Origin of the sequence: Streptomyces sp. NPDC019937, from assembly GCF_040631655.1 — a bacterium.
Lineage (GTDB): Bacteria > Actinomycetota > Actinomycetes > Streptomycetales > Streptomycetaceae > Streptomyces.
On sequence record NZ_JBEYAL010000032.1, the window covers coordinates 24,850 to 44,120 of the forward strand.

General features: G+C 71.6%; 16 protein-coding genes. 9 read left to right on the forward strand and 7 right to left on the reverse strand.

Going from position 1 to position 19,271, the window contains the following annotated elements; genetic code table 11:
- Positions 1-52: 52 nt before the first annotated feature.
- The 4 genes from ABZ562_RS28665 to ABZ562_RS28680 all read left to right on the forward strand — a co-directional run bounded on the left by ABZ562_RS28665 (position 53) and on the right by ABZ562_RS28680 (position 5,427).
- Positions 53-1,390 (forward strand): sensor domain-containing protein, encoded by a 1,338-nt coding sequence (locus ABZ562_RS28665; protein ID WP_361485029.1) that lies wholly within the window; start codon positions 53-55, stop codon positions 1,388-1,390.
- Between the two features lie 103 nt (positions 1,391-1,493).
- The gene (locus ABZ562_RS28670; protein ID WP_361485172.1) at positions 1,494-2,165 is read left to right on the forward strand and encodes a response regulator transcription factor; all 672 of its coding nucleotides are present in this window, start codon (positions 1,494-1,496) and stop codon (positions 2,163-2,165) included.
- 234 nt (positions 2,166-2,399) lie between these two features.
- On the forward strand, positions 2,400-4,352 hold the full coding sequence (locus tag ABZ562_RS28675; RefSeq protein WP_361485031.1) for a 2-oxoacid:acceptor oxidoreductase subunit alpha: 1,953 nt from the start codon (positions 2,400-2,402) through the stop codon (positions 4,350-4,352).
- 25 nt (positions 4,353-4,377) lie between these two features.
- Positions 4,378-5,427 (forward strand): 2-oxoacid:ferredoxin oxidoreductase subunit beta, encoded by a 1,050-nt coding sequence (locus tag ABZ562_RS28680; protein WP_361485174.1) that lies wholly within the window; start codon positions 4,378-4,380, stop codon positions 5,425-5,427.
- A 42-nt stretch (positions 5,428-5,469) separates the two neighbouring features.
- On the opposite strand, the gene ABZ562_RS28685 is transcribed toward ABZ562_RS28680, so the two are convergent.
- The gene (locus tag ABZ562_RS28685) at positions 5,470-5,781 is read right to left on the reverse strand and encodes a helix-turn-helix domain-containing protein (RefSeq protein ID WP_361485176.1); all 312 of its coding nucleotides are present in this window, start codon (positions 5,779-5,781) and stop codon (positions 5,470-5,472) included.
- A 202-nt stretch (positions 5,782-5,983) separates the two neighbouring features.
- Between ABZ562_RS28685 and ABZ562_RS28690 the strand changes: the two genes are divergently transcribed.
- The 3 genes from ABZ562_RS28690 (at position 5,984) to ABZ562_RS28700 (ending at position 9,141) form a co-directional block, all read left to right on the forward strand.
- Positions 5,984-6,841 (forward strand): SDR family oxidoreductase, encoded by an 858-nt coding sequence (locus ABZ562_RS28690; protein WP_361485033.1) that lies wholly within the window; start codon positions 5,984-5,986, stop codon positions 6,839-6,841.
- 124 nt (positions 6,842-6,965) lie between these two features.
- The gene (gene rarD, locus ABZ562_RS28695; RefSeq protein WP_361485035.1) at positions 6,966-7,958 is read left to right on the forward strand and encodes an EamA family transporter RarD; all 993 of its coding nucleotides are present in this window, start codon (positions 6,966-6,968) and stop codon (positions 7,956-7,958) included.
- Between the two features lie 169 nt (positions 7,959-8,127).
- Positions 8,128-9,141: a M28 family metallopeptidase gene (locus tag ABZ562_RS28700; protein WP_361485037.1), complete on the forward strand. Its 1,014-nt coding sequence runs from the start codon at positions 8,128-8,130 to the stop codon at positions 9,139-9,141.
- A 49-nt stretch (positions 9,142-9,190) separates the two neighbouring features.
- On the opposite strand, the gene ABZ562_RS28705 is transcribed toward ABZ562_RS28700, so the two are convergent.
- The 4 genes from ABZ562_RS28705 to ABZ562_RS28720 all read right to left on the reverse strand — a co-directional run bounded on the left by ABZ562_RS28705 (position 9,191) and on the right by ABZ562_RS28720 (position 13,643).
- Complete coding sequence (locus ABZ562_RS28705; protein ID WP_361485039.1) at positions 9,191-10,138, reverse strand: ABC transporter permease; 948 nt, start codon at positions 10,136-10,138, stop codon at positions 9,191-9,193.
- Positions 10,125-11,078 carry an ABC transporter ATP-binding protein gene (locus ABZ562_RS28710; RefSeq protein WP_361485041.1) on the reverse strand — a complete coding sequence of 318 codons (954 nt, stop codon included), beginning with the start codon at positions 11,076-11,078 and terminating at the stop codon, positions 10,125-10,127. The genes ABZ562_RS28705 and ABZ562_RS28710 overlap by 14 nt, the downstream gene beginning before the upstream one ends.
- Before the next feature lie 41 nt (positions 11,079-11,119).
- Entirely contained in the window at positions 11,120-12,397 is a 1,278-nt protein-coding gene (locus tag ABZ562_RS28715) for a DUF2092 domain-containing protein (RefSeq protein WP_361485043.1), read from the reverse strand.
- Between the two features lie 238 nt (positions 12,398-12,635).
- On the reverse strand, positions 12,636-13,643 hold the full coding sequence (locus ABZ562_RS28720; RefSeq protein ID WP_361485045.1) for a polyprenyl synthetase family protein: 1,008 nt from the start codon (positions 13,641-13,643) through the stop codon (positions 12,636-12,638).
- 393 nt (positions 13,644-14,036) lie between these two features.
- Here ABZ562_RS28720 and fahA point away from each other — a divergent pair, with 393 nt between their 5' ends.
- Both fahA and ABZ562_RS28730 read left to right on the forward strand, forming a co-directional pair.
- Positions 14,037-15,302: a fumarylacetoacetase gene (gene fahA, locus ABZ562_RS28725; protein WP_361485047.1), complete on the forward strand. Its 1,266-nt coding sequence runs from the start codon at positions 14,037-14,039 to the stop codon at positions 15,300-15,302.
- A gap of 76 nt (positions 15,303-15,378) precedes the next feature.
- The gene (locus ABZ562_RS28730) at positions 15,379-15,882 is read left to right on the forward strand and encodes a hypothetical protein (RefSeq protein ID WP_361485049.1); all 504 of its coding nucleotides are present in this window, start codon (positions 15,379-15,381) and stop codon (positions 15,880-15,882) included.
- 75 nt (positions 15,883-15,957) lie between these two features.
- Here ABZ562_RS28730 and nuoN read toward each other — a convergent pair whose 3' ends face one another.
- Positions 15,958-17,610: an NADH-quinone oxidoreductase subunit NuoN gene (gene nuoN, locus ABZ562_RS28735; RefSeq protein ID WP_361485051.1), complete on the reverse strand. Its 1,653-nt coding sequence runs from the start codon at positions 17,608-17,610 to the stop codon at positions 15,958-15,960.
- A complete protein-coding gene (locus tag ABZ562_RS28740) occupies positions 17,607-19,271 on the reverse strand; it encodes an NADH-quinone oxidoreductase subunit M (RefSeq protein WP_361485053.1) in 1,665 nt (554 codons plus the stop codon). Before ABZ562_RS28740 ends, nuoN begins: the two co-directional genes overlap by 4 nt.

Consider the following 19,271-nt stretch of genomic DNA (forward strand, 5'->3'; position numbering starts at 1 on the left):
CGACAGCGGGCAAGCCGGGCCCGGCCCCGGCTTCGGGAGGACGGACGACGAGATGGCCACCGCATACGGACCGTACGGGCCGGGGAGCGAACCCCGGCACCGCCCGGTGCCCCCGGCACTGCGCGCGCCGTTCGAGGCCCGCGTCTGGCGCGAGTTCCTGTACCTGGTGATCAGCTTGCCGGTGTCGATCCTGACCTTCACGTACGCGGCCGTCATGCTCGCCCTCGGCGCGGGGCTCCTGATCACCTTCCTCGGCGTTCCGGTGCTCGGCGCCGCCCTGGCGGGCTGCCGGGGGATCGGGGTCGTGGAGCGGGCCCGCGCCCGTGCGCTGCTGGGTCTTGAGGTGGCCGAGCCGGAGCCGGTCCGCGCGGCCAGCGGCAAGCGGGGGCCGGTGTCGTGGGTGGGCGCGCTGCTCAAGAGCGGCACCTCGTGGCGGCACGTGCTGTACGCGCTGCTGCACCTGCCGTGGGCGATCTTCGCGTTCACCTTCGCGACGGTGTTCGCCTGCTACGGCTGGGGCTTCGCGACGTATCCGCTGTGGCGGTGGGTCTTCCCCGCGTACATCGATCAGCCGGGTCTGGAGCTGTTCGGGGACGACAACCGGGACCGCCACTTCTACCTGGACACCCCGTTCGAGGTCGCCGCGTCCTGTGTCCTCGGGGTGCTGGTCCTGCTGGCGACGCCGTGGGTGATGCGGGCGCTGACGTCCGTCGACCGGATCCTGGTCACCGGGCTGCTGGGCCCGTCCCGGCTGGCGACCCGGGTGTGGGAGCTGGAGTCGGACCGGGGCACGGTGGTCGACACCGCCGCCGCCGACCTGCGCCGCATCGAACGCGACCTCCACGACGGAGCACAGGCCCGCCTGGTCGCCCTCGCCATGGACCTCGGCCTCGCCAAGGAAAAACTCGACGAAGACCCCCGAGCAGCCGCCCGCATGGTCGACGAAGCCCACGGCGAAGTGAAACTCGCCCTCCAGGAACTCCGCGACCTCGCCCGCGGCATCCACCCCGCCATCCTCACCGACCGCGGACTCGGCCCCGCCCTCTCCGCACTCGCCGCCCGCTGCACCGTCCCCGTCACCGTCACCACCGACCTCCCCCAGCGCCCCGCACCCGCCATCGAAGGCATCGCCTACTTCACCGTCTCCGAACTCCTCCAGAACATCAGCAAACACAGCGCCGCGAGCAGGGCCGACGTCGACGTGTGGCGCGCCGACGGCCGGGTGATGCTGCGGGTCGGCGACGACGGGCGGGGCGGGGCCGCCCTCTCGGCCGGGGGCAGCGGTCTGGCGGGGCTCGCGGAGCGCGTCGAGGCGGTCGACGGGGTGCTGATCGTCCACTCCCCGCCCGGCGGGCCGACCTCGGTGACCGTGGAGCTGCCCTGGCGCTGACGGCGGCCCGCACGGCGGGCGCGATATGCGCGGCGGATCGGTACGAACCCTGGAATGCTGGCCCCGACTGTGCGACAAAGCGACTGGGGGGCCGGGCATCGTGGTGGAGGACAGAGTGCGGGTGGTCATCGCCGAGGATTCGGTGCTGCTGCGGGAGGGCCTGACCCGGCTGCTGACCGACCGCGGCCATGAGGTCGTCGCGGGGGTGGGCGACGCGGAGGCGCTGATCAAGGCGATCCGCGAGCTGGCCGACGAGGACGCGCTGCCGGATGTGGTGGTCGCGGACGTACGGATGCCGCCCACCCACACCGACGAGGGGGTGCGGGCCGCGATCCAGCTGCGCCGTGACCATGCGGGGATCGGGGTGCTGGTGCTCTCGCAGTACGTGGAGGAGCAGTACGCGACCGAGCTGCTGGCCGGGAGCAGCCGCGGCATCGGCTATCTGCTCAAGGACCGGGTGGCCGAGGTGCGCGAGTTCGTGGACGCGGTGGTGCGGGTGGCCCGCGGGGGTACGGCGCTGGACCCGGAGGTCGTCGCGCAGCTGCTGGGCCGCAGCCGTAAGCAGGATGTGCTGGCCGGGCTCACCCCGAGGGAGCGGGAGGTCCTGGGCCTGATGGCGGAGGGCCGGACGAACGGGGCGATCGCCCGGCAGCTGGTGGTGAGCGACGGGGCGGTGGAGAAGCACGTCAGCAACATCTTCCTGAAGCTGGGCCTGTCGCCGAGTGACGGGGATCACCGCCGGGTGCTCGCGGTGCTCACCTACCTCAACTCCTGACGCCCGTGGTCACGAGGCCAAAGCGGGACCAAAGGCCCAGTGAGGGGATCACCCGATATGACCCCACGGAGGGCGGGAAAGTCGTATCACATCACCACATCACGGGCACGTGGCGCGGAATCCATCAGGTGGTCCGCCCAAGGAAGGCGAGCCTTACCGACGTACGATGGTCATGGGACAACCGGTCGGCACCGACGGTCCAGGTGCGCGCCGCCTCGAGGGAGGTCCGAAGCAGTGACCAGCCAGGTCAGCAGCCCGGCCGAGCAGGCCGAACCAGCCGATCAGCAGGGCGAGCGAGGGCTCGCCGGGGAACGGGGTACACCGGACGGCGGCAAGGAGGTCCGCCGTCTGGATCGCGTGATCATCCGATTCGCGGGTGACTCGGGTGACGGTATGCAGCTCACCGGAGACCGGTTCACCTCGGAGACGGCGTCGTTCGGGAACGACCTGTCGACCCTGCCGAACTTCCCGGCCGAGATCCGCGCCCCCGCCGGAACCCTGCCCGGCGTGTCGAGCTTCCAGCTCCACTTCGCCGATCACGACATCCTCACCCCCGGCGACGCGCCGGACGTCCTGGTGGCGATGAACCCGGCCGCGCTCAAGGCCAATCTGGGCGACGTGCCGCGCGGTGCCGACATCATCGTCAACACCGACGAGTTCACCAAGCGCCCGATGGCGAAGGTCGGCTACGAGCGCAGCCCGCTCGAGGACGGCTCGCTGGACGCGTACCAGGTCCACCCGGTGCCGCTGACGACGCTGACCATCGAGGCCCTGAAGGAGTTCGGGCTGTCGAGGAAGGAGGCGGAGCGCAGCAAGAACATGTTCGCGCTCGGCCTGCTGTCGTGGATGTACCACCGGCCGACGGAGAACACCGAGACGTTCCTGCGCCAGAAGTTCGCCAAGAAGCCGCAGATCGCCGAGGCGAACGTGGCGGCCTTCCGGGCCGGGTGGAACTTCGGCGAGACGACCGAGGACTTCGCGGTCTCGTATGAGGTGGCGCCCGCCGCCAGCGCCTTCCCTTCGGGTACGTACCGGAACATCTCCGGCAACCTGGCGCTGTCGTACGGGCTGATCGCCGCGTCCCAGCAGGCGGACCTGCCGCTGTTCCTGGGCTCGTACCCGATCACCCCGGCCTCCGACATCCTGCACGAGCTGAGCAAGCACAAGAACTTCGGCGTGCGCACCTTCCAGGCGGAGGACGAGATCGCGGGCATCGGCGCGGCGCTGGGCGCCGCGTTCGGCGGGGCGCTCGCGGTGACGACCACCTCCGGTCCCGGGGTGGCGCTGAAGTCGGAGACCATCGGGCTCGCGGTCAGTCTGGAGCTGCCGCTGCTGGTGATCGACATCCAGCGCGGCGGCCCGTCCACGGGGCTGCCGACCAAGACCGAGCAGGCGGATCTGCTGCAGGCGATGTACGGGCGCAACGGTGAGGCGCCGGTGCCGATCGTGGCGCCGAAGACCCCGGCCGACTGCTTCGACGCCACGCTGGACGCGGCGCGGATCGCCCTCACCTACCGCACCCCGGTCTTCGTGCTGTCCGACGGCTACCTGGCCAACGGGTCGGAGCCGTGGCGGGTGCCGGAGGTCGACGGCCTGCCGGATCTGCGGGTCCAGTTCGCGACCGGCCCCAACCACGAGCTGGCCGACGGCACCGAGGTCTTCTGGCCGTACAAGCGCGACCCGCTGACCCTGGCCCGCCCCTGGGCCGTGCCCGGCACCCCGGGGCTCGAACACCGCATCGGCGGCATCGAGAAGCAGGACGGCTCCGGCAACATCTCCTACGACCCGGCCAACCACGACCACATGGTCCGCGTGCGGCAGGCCAAGGTGGACGGCATCGAGGTCGAGGACCTGACGGTCGACGACCCCACCGGCGACGCCCGCACCCTGGTGCTGGGCTGGGGCTCGACGTACGGGCCGATCACCGCCGCGGTGCGCCGGGTGCGCCGGGCCGGCGACCGGATCGCCCAGGCCCATCTGCGCCACCTCAACCCCTTCCCGGCCAACCTCGGCGAGGTGCTGGCCCGCTACGACAAGGTGGTCGTGCCCGAGATGAACCTCGGCCAGCTCGCCACCCTCATCCGTGCCAAGTACCTCGTCGACACCCGCTCCTTCACCCAGGTGCGGGGGCTGCCGTTCAAGGCCGAGCAGCTGGCGACGGCCCTCAAGGAGGCCATCGATGACTGAGACCATCTCGCAGCGGCCCGTCGCGATGGCCGAGGCGCTGTCCCTGGTGCCCAAGGCCGAGGGCAAGCAGTCCATGAAGGACTTCAAGTCCGACCAGGAGGTGCGCTGGTGCCCGGGCTGCGGTGACTACGCGATCCTCGCCGCCGTCCAGGGCTTCATGCCCGAACTGGGGCTGGCGAAGGAGAACATCGTCTTCGTCTCCGGCATCGGCTGCTCCTCCCGCTTCCCGTACTACATGAACACCTACGGGATGCACTCGATCCACGGCCGCGCCCCCGCCATCGCCACCGGCCTCGCCGCCGCCCGCAGAGATCTGTCGGTGTGGGTGGTCACCGGTGACGGCGACGCGCTGTCCATCGGCGGCAACCACCTGATCCACGCGCTGCGCCGCAATGTGAACCTGAAGATCCTGCTGTTCAACAACCGCATCTACGGCCTCACCAAGGGCCAGTACAGCCCGACCTCCGAGGTCGGCAAGATCACCAAGTCGACCCCGATGGGCTCCCTGGACGCCCCGTTCAACCCCATCTCGCTGGCGCTCGGCGCCGAGGCGGGCTTCGTCGCCCGCACCGTGGACTCCGACCGCAAGCACCTCACCCAGGTGCTGCGCGAGGCCGCCGCCCATCCGGGCACCGCGCTGGTGGAGATCTACCAGAACTGCAACATCTTCAACGACGGCGCCTTCGACGCGCTCAAGGACAAGGAGCAGGCCGAGGAGGCCGTGATCCGGCTGGAGCACGGCCGGCCGATCCGCTTCGGCGCCGACGGTGCCAAGGGCGTCGTACGGAACCAGGCCACCGGCGATCTGGAGGTCGTCGCGGTCACCGCCGAGAACGAGGACCGGATCCTGGTCCACGACGCCCACGCGGCCTCCCCCACCACCGCGTTCGCGCTGTCCCGGCTGGCCCACCCGGACACCCTGCACCACACCCCCATCGGGGTGCTGCGGGACGTCCAGCGGCCGGTCTACGACGACCAGATGTCGACCCAGATCGACGCCGCCGTCGAGCGCAAGGGCAAGGGCGACCTCGGCGCGCTGCTCGCGGGGAACGACACCTGGACGGTCGTCGGCTGAGCCGTACGGCCCCCTCCCACCACGAACGCGGCCAGGCCGGGTCTAGGCACCCGGCCTGGCCGCGTCGTATGCCTCCCGGGCCGCCAGCACCCGCGGAGTGTGCTCCTCCGCCCAGACCGACAGCGCCCACACCCGGCTCGCCGCCTCCCGGCCCAGATCGGTCAGCGAGTAGTCCACCCGCGGCGGGATGACGGGGTGCGCCTCACGGTGGACGAAGCCGTCGCGCTCCAGGGTCTGGAGCGTCTGGGCGAGCATCTTCTCGCTCACCCCGCCGATCGTGCGCCGCAGCTCGCTGAAGCGGTGGGTGCCGTCCAGCAGGACGGCCAGGACCAGCACACCCCACCGGCTGGTCATGTGCTCCAGGATCAGCCGCGAGGGGCAGGCCGTGGGGCCGCCTTCGGCCCCGGTCCACAGGCGCACCCGCTCGGCGCTCTCACTTACTCCCATGCCAGTACCTTACGTCAAAGTGGGTACTTTCAAATGGTTAGCGCTGTGCCTAGGGTGAAGAGCACATCGGACGCACGAGACCCCACGCGATCAGAAGAGAGATTCCCCCATGAGCATCGTCGTCACCGGAGCCACCGGGCAGCTCGGCCGCCTCGTCATCGAGGGTCTGCTGGAGAAGGTTCCGGCCGACCGGATCACCGCGGTCGTGCGCGACGCCGACAAGGCCGCCCCGCTCGCGGCCCGCGGCGTCACCCTGAAGGTGGCCGACTACAGCCGCCCCGAGACGCTGCGCGGCGCCTTCGCCGCGGGCGACAAGGTGCTGCTGATCTCGGGCAGCGAGGTCGGGCAGCGCGTCCCGCAGCACCAGGCCGTCATCGCCGCCGCCAAGGAGGCCGGCGTCGCCCTGCTCGCGTACACCAGCGTGCTGGGCGGCCCGGCCGCCGACTTCACGCTCGCCGACGAGCACCACGCCACCGAGCGGGCCCTCACCGAGTCCGGTCTGCCGTACGTCCTGCTGCGCAACGGCTGGTACAACGAGAACTACACCGAGCGGCTGGCCCCCGTGCTGGAGCACGGCGCCGTCGTCGCCGCCGCCGGCGAGGGCCGGGTCGCCTCCGCCGCGCGCGCCGACTACGCGGCGGCCGCCGTCGCCGTCCTGACCGGCGAGGGCCACGAGAACACCGCGTACGAGCTGTCCGGCGACACCGCCTGGAGCTTCGCCGAGTACGCCGCCGAGATCGCCCGGCAGACCGGCAAGGAGATCGTCTACCGCGCCGTCTCCGAGGAGGAGGTCCGGGGGATCCTCACCGGCGCGGGCCTGCCCGAGCCGCTGGCCGCCATCCTGGCCGACGTCGACACGGCGATCGGGCGCGGGCGCCTGGCCGCCACCCCCGGCGACCTGTCCCGGCTGATCGGCCGCCCGACCACGCCGATCGCGGACTCCGTCGCGGTGGCGCTCAAGGGCTGAGCACCCGGGTGCGGCCCGCCCGTCAGTCCCGTATCGCGGATACGGGCATGACAGGCGGGCCGCCCGGCGCTACCGTCGGACGGGCGCCCCCTCAGCAGGGCCTACACGCCGCCGGGAGGGCCTTGTGCAGACGCAGCCGCAGACTCAAGCCCACCAGGACCGCGCCGGGCTCGTCTACGGCTTCGCCGCGTACGGCCTGTGGGGACTCGCCCCGCTCTACTGGCCACTGCTGCAGCCCGCGGGCGCGGTCGAGATCCTCGCCCACCGCATGGTCTGGTCGCTGGTGGTCGTCGGGCTCATCCTGCTGGCGCTGCGCCGCTGGTCCTGGATCGGGCCGCTGCTGCGGCAGCCCCGGCGGCTCGGTCTCGTCGCGCTCGCCGCGAGCGCCATCTCCGTCAACTGGGGCCTGTACATCTGGGGCGTCAACAGCGGACACGTCGTCGAGACCGCGCTCGGCTACTTCATCAACCCCCTGGTCAGCATCGCCTTCGGCGTGCTGCTGCTGCGCGAGCGGCTGCGCCCGGCGCAGTGGGCGGCGGTCGGCGTGGGCGCGGTGGCGGTGGTCGTCCTGTCCGTCGGCTACGGCAAGCCGCCCTGGATCGCCCTCACCCTGGCCTTCTCCTTCGCCACCTACGGCCTGGTCAAGAAGCGGATCGGGCTGGACGGGCTGGAGTCGCTGGCCGCCGAGACGGCCGTGCAGTTCCTGCCCGCGCTCGGCTTCCTCTGCTACCTCACGGCGCGCGGCGACAGCACGTTCGGCAGCGGCGGCGGCGTGGCGCACTCGGCGCTGCTGGCCAGCTGCGGGCTGGTCACCGCGGCGCCGCTGATCCTCTTCGGGGCCTCGGCGGTACGGCTGCCGCTGTCGACGATCGGGATGCTCCAGTACCTCACGCCGACCTCCCAGTTCATCCTCGGGCTGGTGGTCTTCCACGAGTCCATGCCGCCCGAGCGGTGGGCGGGCTTCACCCTCGTCTGGTTCGCGCTCGCGCTGCTCACCTGGGACGCGCTGCGGACCGGGCACCGGGCAAGGCGGGCGCTGGCGGAGGCCGCGGCGCCGGCGAACGCGGCGCCGGTCACGGCGACGGAGGCGCGGCCGGGCCCGATATCCGGCGGGTGATGTCCGGTTCCCGCTCTTGACGCAGGGTCAGTCACACCCGGAACATCAGCCTCGCGCCACTCAGAATCATCTTGTCGTACCGCTCCACCACCCCCATGGGTACGTACGTCCGTGCATCACACAGCGTCACGTCATTCCGTGCAGTCCCCGTTCGGAATCGGAGCCCCCCATGTCGTCATGTGCTGACCCGCGCCACACCCCCCGAAGATCCGCGTCCCGCCGGGCGGCCGCCGCCGTCGCCACCGGAGCGGCGATCGCCGCGCTGGTCTCGGCCGCCCCCGCCACCTCGGCGGCCGCCGCGGCTCCCCCACCGCCCCCGGCGGCCGGCTCGTCCGGGGCCGCCCTGGCCGTACCGGACGTCTCGCTCGCGAACGTCAAGGCCCATTTGACCAAGTTCCAGTCCATCGCCACCGCCAACGGCGGCAACCGCGCCCACGGCCGTCCGGGCTACAAGGCGTCGCTCGACTACATCAAGGGCGCGCTGGACGCGGCCGGGTTCACCACCACGGTCCAGCAGTTCACCTCCAGCGGCTCCACCGGCTACAACCTCATCGCCGACTGGCCCGGCGGCGACACCGACAAGGTGGTGTTCTCCGGCGCCCACCTGGACTCCGTCACCGCGGGTCCGGGCATCAACGACAACGGCTCGGGGTCCGCGGGCGTCCTGGAGACCGCGCTCACCGTCGCCCGCTCGGGGCTGAAGCCCACCAAGCATCTGCGGTTCGCCTGGTGGGGCGCCGAGGAGCTGGGCATGGTCGGGTCCCGGAACTACGTCAACGGCCTGTCGTCCGCCAACCGGGCGAAGATCGACAGCTATCTCAACTTCGACATGATCGGCTCGCCCAACCCGGGCTACTTCGTCTATGACGACGACGCCCGGATCGAAGGGGTCTTCAAGGACTTCTTCGCCGCCAAGGGCGTGCCGACGGAGATAGAGACCGAGGGCGACGGGCGCTCCGACCACGCCCCGTTCAAGAACGCGGGCGTCCCGGTGGGCGGCCTGTTCAGCGGCGCCGACTACATCAAGACCGCCGCCCAGGCCCAGAAGTGGGGCGGCACCTCCGGTCAGGCCTTCGACCGCTGCTACCACCGCTCGTGCGACACCACGTCCAACACCAACGACACCGCGCTGGACCGCAACAGCGACGCCATCGCGTACGCCGTCTGGACGCTGTCCTCCTGACGCGCCGACAGCAGGGTCTGAGCGGTCCGTACGGCGGTACGCCGACCGCTCAGACCGTGATGTCCTTCGCGGTGAACCGGGCCCAGGCCGCCGAGCCGAACACGGCCAGATACAGCCCCTGCAGCTCCGCGTTCTTGATCAGCTGGTCCCAGTAGACCGGCTGGCGGAGCAGATCCGCGAAGCTGAGCCAGTAGTGCGGGAAGAGATACGGCTGGATCGCGTGCAGCTGCGGGATCGTGTCCAGGATCTGCACCGTGACCACGAGTCCGACCGTGGTCGCCATGGCCGCGATGCCGCTGTTGGTGAGGGTGGAGACGAACAGGCCCACCGCCGCGATCCCCACCAGCGACAGCGCCACGACGCCCGCCACGCCCAGCGCCCGCACCAGCCCGTCGCCGAACGACACCGAGGTGCCGGAGATCAGCGTGACATCGCCGAGCGGGAACAGCATCGCCCCGGTCGCCAGTCCGGCGGCGGCCACCGCCAGGGTCGCGGCCAGGCAGAACGCCAGGATGGTGACGAACTTGGCGAGCAGCAGCCGGGTGCGCCCGGCGGGGGCGACCAGCAGATGGCGCAGCGTCCCCGGGCCCGCCTCACCGGCGATGGAGTCCCCGGCGATCACCCCGATGGCCATCGGCAGGAAGACGGGCAGCGTCGCCGCCAGCGCGGCGAAGACGAGGAAGATCCCGTTGTTGGTGATCTGGGAGAAGAAGGCGGGCCCGTCGCCGCTCGCTCCGCCTCCTCCACCTCCCCCGCCACCGCGGCCGAAGCCGCCGCCGTCGCTGGTCTCGATCTTCACGGCGACGCCGATGAGGACCGGGACGGCCGCGAGCACCCCGAGCAGCGCCAGCGTCCGCCAGCGGCGGAAGGTAGTGGACAGCTCGCTGCGGAAGAGGGCCAGGGTCCACAGCGGACGCGGCCGGGCCGTCCCTGCCGCCCCTGCCGGTTCAGCCGGTCCGGCCGGACCAGCGGCTTCGGTCGTTTCAGCCCGCGACATCGAATCCCTCCCCGGTCAGCGCGACGAAGGCGTCCTCCAGTGAGGCGCCCTCGGCGCCGAAGGCCCGCACCCGCACCCCGGCGCGCACCAGGGCGGCGTTCAGATCGGCGGGCTCGGGCGCGGGCGAGGGCAGCTCGCCGGAGACCCGCTCCTCCAGGACCACCAGGTCCGTCACCCCGTGCTCCTTGAGGACGCGGACGGCCTCGGCGGGATCGGGGGTGGTGACGGACAGCCTGCCGCGGCTGCCCGCCGCCAGCTCGGCGACCGTGCCCTGGGCGATCAGCCGCCCCTGGGCCATGACCGCCGCATGGGTGCAGACCTGTTCGATCTCGTCGAGGAGATGCGAGGAGAGGAAGACCGTGGTGCCCTCACGGGCCAGCTCGCGCACCAGGGTGCGGATCTCGCGCATGCCCTGCGGGTCGAGCCCGTTGGTCGGTTCGTCGAGCACCAGCAGCTCACGCGGCTGGAGCAGGGCGGCGGCCAGGCCGAGGCGCTGTTTCATCCCCAGCGAGTACGCCCGGGCCTTCTTTCCCGCCGCGGCCCCGAGCCCGACCCGGTCCAGGGCCGCGGCGGCCCGGGCGGCACGGGTGCGGGGGTCGGCGGTCGGGTCGGCGGCGTCGTAGCGCAGCAGGTTGTCCCGGCCGCTCAGATACGGGTAGAGGGCGGGCCCCTCGATGAGGGCGCCCACCCTCGGCAGCACGCTGCGGGCGGCACGCGGCATCGGCCGCCCGAGCAGCCGGGCGCCGCCCGAGGTGGGCTCGATCAGCCCCATGAGCATGCGGATGGTCGTCGTCTTCCCCGAGCCGTTGGGCCCGAGGAAGCCGAAGACGCTGCCGCGCGGGACGGTCAGGTCGAGCCCGTCGACGGCGAGCTGACCGCCCCGGTAGCGCTTGGTGAGCCCGCGGGTCTCCACCACGGGATCGGCGGACGGCTCGTCCACGGGCTCCCCTTTCCTCCGCGGTGACGCGGCGCTGCGCGGCCCTACTTGGCCTTGTTGGCGGCCGCGACCAGGGCGTCCTTGTCGACCGCGCCGACGAAGACCTTGCCGTCGTCGGTCATCAGCGCGTTCACCAGGCGGGTGCTGAACACCGTGCCGGAGCCGAAGTCGCCCTTGACCTTCTTGCCGAAGCTGCCGAGGAGGCCGGAGGCCGCTCCGCTGTCGCCGCCCGGGGCGGAGGAGGCGCCGCCGGACCCGCCGGCGCCCTGACCGTCGAGGCGGGCGATGGTGTCCCAGCCCTTGCCGGTGACGTTCAGCCCGGACAGGGCGCCCGGACCGGACAGGGCGTCCTTCCCGGCCGACCGGTCCTTGAAGCCCTTCCCCTGCGGGAAGCCCTTCTCCCGGTGGTCGCGGGCGCTGCCCTCGGTGACCTTGGCGCCCTTGGGCGGCGTGAAGTCGAAGGTGCCCGCGGCGGGCTTGCCGAAGTCCACCTTGGTGAAGCCCACGTCGACGGCCGCCTTGCCGCCGCTCTTGGGGGTGAGGGTGAACTTCAGCGGCACCCCGTTGTCCGCGTCGACCGCGATACGGACCTCGCCGACCGTGGACGCGCTCTGCTTGGGCTTGATCAGCAGCTGGTAGGCGTCCCGCCCGGCGACCCGGGTGGTGCCGTCGACCGTCACCGAGGTGGTGTCGTCCACGGCGGAGAGCATCTGCTTGGCGAACTGCTGCGGGGTGGCGTCCCCCAGGTCGCGGGGCGGCGCGCCGCGGTGGTCGCGCTTGCCCTCGGCGCCCTTCGGGCCGGTGGAGTGGTAGACGGAGTTGCTGCCGCTGTCGTACGCCCACAGCTGATCACCGTTGTGGATCATGCTGTACTCGGCCGCGTTCTCCACGATCGACACCCGCTGCTTGTCGGGGCCGTCGGCGGCCACCCGCAGGGTGTGCGTACCGGACACCAGCTCGGTGAGCTTGGCCTCCGGCGAGGCGGTCGCGCCGCCCTTCTCGCCGCCGAGGTCGCCCGCGAGACCGGCGAGGGAGCCGCCGCCCGGCAGCGTCGGGAGCCCCAGATCCGTGGTGATCTTCAGCGAGCCGGAGACCTGCTGCTGGTCCGAGGCGGCCATCTTGCTGATCAGCTGCTGTGCCGTGATCTTCGGCAGGTCGGGGGCGCCGCTGCTGGCCAGCGCCGGGACGAGCCCGATCGTGGCGGCCGCGATGCCCGCCACGGCGACCGGGGCCCCGTAGCGGAGCGCCTTGGTGCGGCGTGTCGGTCGTTCCTCGTCCCAGAAGCCGTCGTCGGCGACCTGTATCGGTCGGATCCGTGCCATGTGTGCTCTACCTCCGTCGTCGGCGGCGGTCGTCAGCCTGCACTCGTCCACCTCTCGGGCCATTGTCTCCCGATCCCGCCATGTGGTGGTGTTCTCATCCCACCAAATCGCACGACCGGTTACGTCAGCCCGCAGGATCAAGTCCGTGTACTGCTCGGGTATGACGGCCCGCGCCGCGGGTCTGATCCCCCTCGGGGTATCCCGTAGGGGGATCCGCTCCCCCAAAAGGGGGGAGGGGTCAGCCGGCCCGGTGGGCCACCGCGTCGCACAGGCCCTCCAGGGCCGCCTTGGCCGGGCCCGCCGGCAGGGGGGCCAGCATCGAACGGGCCTCCGCCGCGTAGCGCAGCGTGTCCTGGCGGGCCTGCTCCAGGGCGGGGTGGGCGCGCAGCCGCCGCAGGACCTCCGCGTGGCGGGCGTCATCGGTGAGGTCGCCCGCGAGCAGCTCGCACAGCTCCCGGTCCTCCGGCGCGCCGGTCGCCTCCGCCTGTTGCCTCAGGTGCAGGACGGGGAGGGTGGCGATGCCCTCGCGCAGATCGGTGCCGGGGGTCTTGCCGGACTCGTGGCTGTCGCTGGCGATGTCCAGCACGTCGTCGGCCAGCTGGAAGGCCATCCCGAGCCGCTCCCCGTACTGGGTCAGGATGTTGACGATGGACTCGTCGGCGCCGGACATCATCGCGCCGAACCGCCCGGAGACGGCGATCAGCGAGCCCGTCTTGCCCGCGAGGACATCCAGATAGTGCTCGATGGGGTCGCGGCCGCGCGGTCCCGCGGTCTCCAGGATCTGGCCCGTCACCAGCCGCTCGAACGCCTCGGCCTGGACCCGCACCGCCTCCGGGCCGAGATCGGCCAGGACGTGGGAGGCGCGGGCGAAGAGGAAGTCACCGGTGAGCACCGCGACCGAGTTGCCCCAGCGGGCGTTGGCGCTGGGCACCCCGCGCCGCACCTCGGCCTCGTCCATCACGTCGTCGTGGTAGAGCGTGGCCAGGTGCGTCAGCTCGACGACGACCGCCGAGGGGACCACACCGGGGGCGTACGGATCGCCGAACTGCGCGGCCAGCAGCACCAGCAGCGGCCGGAAACGCTTGCCGCCCGCGCGCACCAGATGCTGGGCCGCCTCGGTGATGAACGGCACGTCACTCTTGGTGGCCTCCAGCAGGCCCTCTTCGACAGCCGCCAGCCCGGCCTGGGTGTCGGCTTCCAGAGTCCGGTCCCGCACGCTCAGCCCGAAGGGCCCGATGACGCTCACGGGGTACTCCTGTCTGCCTACGTTCACGCGGAATGTCGATGTGTCGCCGCCTCCACCAAAAGGCAGCGTATCCGGTCGGGTATCGATCACTGTGGGCGCCTTCCCGCCTTGTGCGCAGCACAACGCCCTCTCCCGAATCGACCGGCTCACCCACGCGATACCGCGATCACCAGCAGATCATTCATCAGGCGGCCCCCGAGCGTTCACCGATCGGCGGCCGGAGCCGCCCCGGAGGGCCGCTCATGCGTGTGCCGAGGCCACCGCGTTGGCCGGCCGGGGCGACGCGTACGCCGTACCGCGGGCGCGGCAGGCGCACCACCGGGGCGGAAACCTCCCGGGCCATAGGGTGTGGCTGGCCAACCGTGGCGACGAGGAGAAGGCGAGGCACCACCCATGGCGCAGCGAAGCCCGCTCGACCTGCCCGAAGGCGATCCCTTCGGCCCGGACAACCTCCCCTATGGCGTGTTCACCACCTCCGATGCCCCCCATCTGCGGAAGATCGGCGTGCGCTACGGCAGCCATGTGCTGGACGCGGGCGCCGCCGCGGCGGTCGCGGCCTCCCCGCACGCCGAACTGCTCGGCGCCTCCTCCCTCAACCCGCTGATGGCCGCGGGCCGTCCGGTCTGGCAGGCCGTCCGCGCGGAGCTGCGCGACTGGCTGACCAACCCGGCGCACCGGCACGCCATCGAGCCCCTGATGCACCCCCTCGCCGCCCTCGCGCTCCACCTCCCGATCGAGGTGGCGGACTATGTCGACTTCTTCGCCAGCGAGCATCACGCCTCCAACGCCGGGAAGATCTTCCGCCCGGACGGCGAGGCCCTCACCCCCAACTGGAAGCACATGCCGGTCGGCTACCACGGCCGGGCCGGCACCGTGCTCGTCTCGGGCTCGCCCGTCGTCCGCCCCCACGGCCAGCACCTGCCCCCGGCTCCGCCCGCTCCCGCATCGTCCGGCCCAGCATCGCCCGCTCCTCCCCGGCCGGTCTTCGGCCCCTCGCTGCGCCTCGACTTCGAAGCCGAGGTCGCCTTCGTCGTCGGCGCGCCCTCACCTCTGAATACACCGCTGCCGCTCGCCGGGTTCCACGACCACGTCTTCGGCGTCTGCCTCCTCAACGACTGGTCCGCCCGCGACATCCAGGCCTGGGAGTCCCGCCCCCTCGGCCCCTTCCTCGGCAAGTGCTTCGCCACCTCCCTCGCCGCCTGGGTCACCCCGCTGGACGCCCTCGCCGCGGCCCGTACCGCCCCGCCCGCCCGCGACGTCCCACCGCTCCCCTACCTCGACGACTCGGCCGCCGAGCCCGGCGGATTCGACCTGCGCATCGAGGTCGCCATCAACGGCCACACCGTCTCCCGGCCCCCGTTCTCCGCCATGTACTGGACGGCGGCCCAGCAGCTCGCCCATCTGACCGTGAACGGCGCCTCGCTGCGCACCGGCGACGTCTTCGCCTCCGGCACGGTCAGCGGCCCGCGCCCGGACGAGCTGGGCTGCCTGCTCGAACTCACCTGGGGCGGCCGCGATCCGCTGCGCCTCCCCGACGGCACCCGGACCTTCCTGGAGGACGGCGACGAGGTGACCCTCACCGCCTGGGCTCCCGGCCCGGACGGGGCCCGCATCGGCATGGGTGAGGTGAGCGGCCACGTTGTCCCGGCGGCGTCATGAGCGACTGCTAATTTGTCGTGCTCCTGCCCTGGGAGCCCGGACAGCCCGGACAGCCCTGACAGCCAAGGAGAAGCGCGTGAAGAAGGCAGCGAGCATCGCCGGAACGGTGGCCGCGGCCGCCCTCCTGCTCACGGCATGCGGCAGCGACAGCGACGAGGGGACGAAGGACACGTCCAAGGACACCCCGTCGGCACAGGAGTCCAGCGCCCCGGCGGAGGGGGGCGCGAACTCCAAGATCACCGGCGCCTATCTGGCCAAGACCGGCGGGCAGACGATCATCCTGTCCATCGGCGGCGAGAAGGCCTCCCTGATCTCGGGCAAGCACCTGTGCAACGGTGAGTACACCGACACCGGCGAGAAGATGCTGATGCTCAAGTGCGCCGACGGCAACACCGACCGCACCATGGGCAAGGTCGCCCCGAGCGGGGACGGCAAGACGCTCACCGTCGACTGGGACGCGCTCTCCGAGAACGACACGTTCACCCGGACCACCTCCCCCAGCGACTTCCCCTCCGACATCCCGACCTCGCTGCCCTCCGGCATCCCCACCGACCTGCCGACGAACCTCCCGTCGAGCTGACCACTCCAGCTGCCCCGCGAGCCCCCGGCGATCCGCCGGGGGCTCGCCGCGCACAACCGGAAGCGGCTGGTGCGGCTACCGCACGAAGACGCCCGCTTGACCCGCCAGGTCCAGGAAGTACTGCGGGGCCACGCCGAGCACCACCGTGACCGCGACGCCGATCGCGATCGCCGAGGAGGTCAGGGGGCTCGGGACGGCCACCGAGGGGCCGTCGGTGCGGGGTTCGCTGAAGAACATCAGCACGATGACGCGGATGTAGAAGAAGGCCGCGATCGCCGACGAGATCACACCGATCACGACCAGCGCACCCGCACCCCCGTCCGCCGCCGCCTTGAAGACCGCGAACTTCCCCGCGAACCCACTGGTCAGCGGGATACCGGCGAAGGCCAGCAGGAAGACCGCGAAGACCGCGGCCACCAGCGGCGAACGGCGGCCGAGCCCGGCCCACTTCGACAGGTGGGTGGCCTCGCCGCCCGCGTCGCGGACCAGGGTGACCACCGCGAAGGCTCCGAGGGTCACGAAGGAGTACGCGGCGAGGTAGAAGAGGACGGAGGAGATGCCCTCGGGGGTGGTGGCGATGACACCGGCGAGGATGAACCCGGCGTGCGCGATGGAGGAGTAGGCCAGCAGCCGCTTCACATCGGTCTGGGTGACGGCGACGATCGCGCCGCCCAGCATGGTGACGATGGCGACGCCCCACATCACCGGCCGCCAGTCCCAGCGCAGCCCCGGCAGGACGACGTACAGCAGCCGCAGCAGCGCGCCGAACGCCGCCACCTTGGTGGCCGCGGCCATGAAGCCGGTGACCGGGGTGGGGGCGCCCTGGTAGACGTCCGGGGTCCACATGTGGAACGGAACCGCGCCGATCTTGAACAGCAGGCCCATCAGCACCATCGCCCCGCCGATGAGCAGCAGCGCGTCGTTGCCCATGGTCCCGGCGAGCGCCGGGGTGACGTTGCGGACCTGGCCGTCGACGACGTCCGCGAGACCGGCGTACGTCACGGTGCCCGCGTAGCCGTACAGCAGGGCGATCCCGAAGAGCAGGAACGCCGAGGAGAAGGCGCCGAGCAGGAAGTACTTGACGGCGGACTCCTGGGAGAGCATCCGGTGGCGCCGGGCGAGCGCGCACAGGACGTACAGCGGGAGGGAGAAGACCTCCAGCGCCACGAAGAGGGTCAGCAGATCGTTCGCGGCGGGGAAGACGAGCATGCCGCCCACCGCGAAGAGGACCAGCGGGAAGACCTCGGTGGTGGTGAACCCGGCCTTGACGGCGGCCTTCTCGGCGTCGCCGCCGGGGATGGCGGCGGCCTGGGCCGCGAAGTTGTCGACGCGGTTGCCGTGGACGACCGGGTCGAGCCGCCGCTCGGCGAAGGTGAACACCGAGACCAGCGCGACCAGGAGAATGGTGCCCTGGAGGAAGAGCGCGGGCCCGTCGACGGCGACGGCGCCCATGGCCGCGACATGGGCCTTTCCGGTGCCGTAGTCGCTCGCGGCGAGGCCGATGACGGCCGCGAAGGCCGCGGCGAGGGAGACGACGGAGACGAACAGCTGCGCCGCGTACCGCTGGGCGCGCGGCAGGAACGCCTCGATCAGTACGCCGACGATCGCGGCGCCGAGCACGATCAGGGTGGGCGCCAGCTGCCCGTACTCGATGTGCGGCGCGGGGATCTTGTCGGGCGCCGCCGCCGCTGTCGTCCACAGGCTGTGGACAGTGGCCGCGTGGGTCACTTGGCACCTCCGGAAGCACCGTCGTGGGACGCACCCTCGGGCTTGGGGCTGTAGTGGAACCAGCCCGCGTCAGTGACGGGGTGAGCGGGCTTGGGATCCTTCTCGTCCACCACGGACAGCGTGTGGTCCACGGCCGGGTTGACGATCGCGGTCAGCGGCTTGGGGTAGACGCCGAGGAAGAGCAGCAGGGCGATCAGCGGCGCGACGACGAGCAGTTCGCGCGGCCGCAGATCGGGCATGGACCGCACCTCCTCCTTCACCGGACCGGTCATGGTGCGCTGGTAGAGGATGAGGACGTAGAGCGCGGCGAGCACGATGCCGACGGTGGCGATGACACCGGCCGCCGGATAGCGGCTGAACGCGCCGACGAGCACCAGGAATTCGCTGATGAAGGGCGCGAGCCCGGGCAGCGAGAGGGTGGCGAGACCGCCGATCAGGAAGGTGCCGGCGAGCACCGGGGCAACCTTCTGCACACCGCCGTAGTCGGCGATGAGCCGCGAGCCGCGCCGGGTGATGAGGAACCCGGCGACCAGCATCAGCGCGGCGGTCGAGATGCCGTGGTTGACCATGTAGAGGGTGGCGCCGCTCTGGCCCTGGGTGGTCATGGCGAAGATGCCGAGGATGATGAAGCCGAAGTGGGAGATCGACGCGTAGGCGATCAGCCGCTTGATGTCCCGCTGGCCGATCGCCAGCAGCGCGCCGTAGATGATGCTGATGAGCGCGAGGACCAGGATCACCGGGGTGGCCCACTTGCTGGCCTCGGGGAAGAGCTGGAGGCAGAAGCGGAGCATCGCGAAGGTGCCGACCTTGTCGACGACCGCGGTGATCAGCACGGCGACGGGCGAGGTGGACTCGCCCATCGCGTTGGGCAGCCAGGTGTGCAGCGGCCACAGCGGCGCCTTCACGGCGAAGGCGAAGAAGAAGCCGAGGAACAGCAGCCGCTCGATGCCGGTGCCCATGTCGAGTTGGCCGCTCGCCCGGGCGTCCACGATCTGCTGGAGCGAGAAGGTGCCGGTGCCCAGGTCGTCGGCGGTGACCGCGTAGAGCCCGACCACCGCGGCCAGCATGATCAGCCCGCCCGCCAGGTTGTACAGCAGGAACTTCACGGCGGCGTAACTGCGCTGGGTGGCCGTCTCCTCCTCGGACCGCTCCCCGGCCCGGTCCCCGAAGCCGCCGATGAGGAAGTACATCGGGATGAGCATGGCTTCGAAGAAGATGTAGAAGAGGAAGACGTCGGTGGCCTCGAAGGAGATCACCACCATCGCCTCGACCAGCAGGATCAGCGCGAAGAAGCCCTGGGTGGGCCGCCAGCGGCGGTTGGGCCGGGCGCCTTCCAGCGGGTCGGCGTCATGCCAGCCCGCCAGGATGATGAAGGGGATGAGCACGGCGGTGAGCGCGATCAGAGCGACCGCGATGCCGTCCACACCCAGTTCGTAGCGGACCCCGAAGTCCTTGATCCAGGCGTGGGACTCGGTGAGCTGGAAGCGGGCGCCGCCCGGGTCGAAGCGGACCGCGACGACCACCGCGAGGGCGAGGGTGACCAGGGAGAAGGCCAGCGCCACCCACTTGGCGGCGGCGCGCTGGGCGGCGGGCACGGCGGCGGTGGCGACCGCGCCCAGGGCGGGCACCGCGGCCGTGACCGTCAGCAGGGGAAATGACAT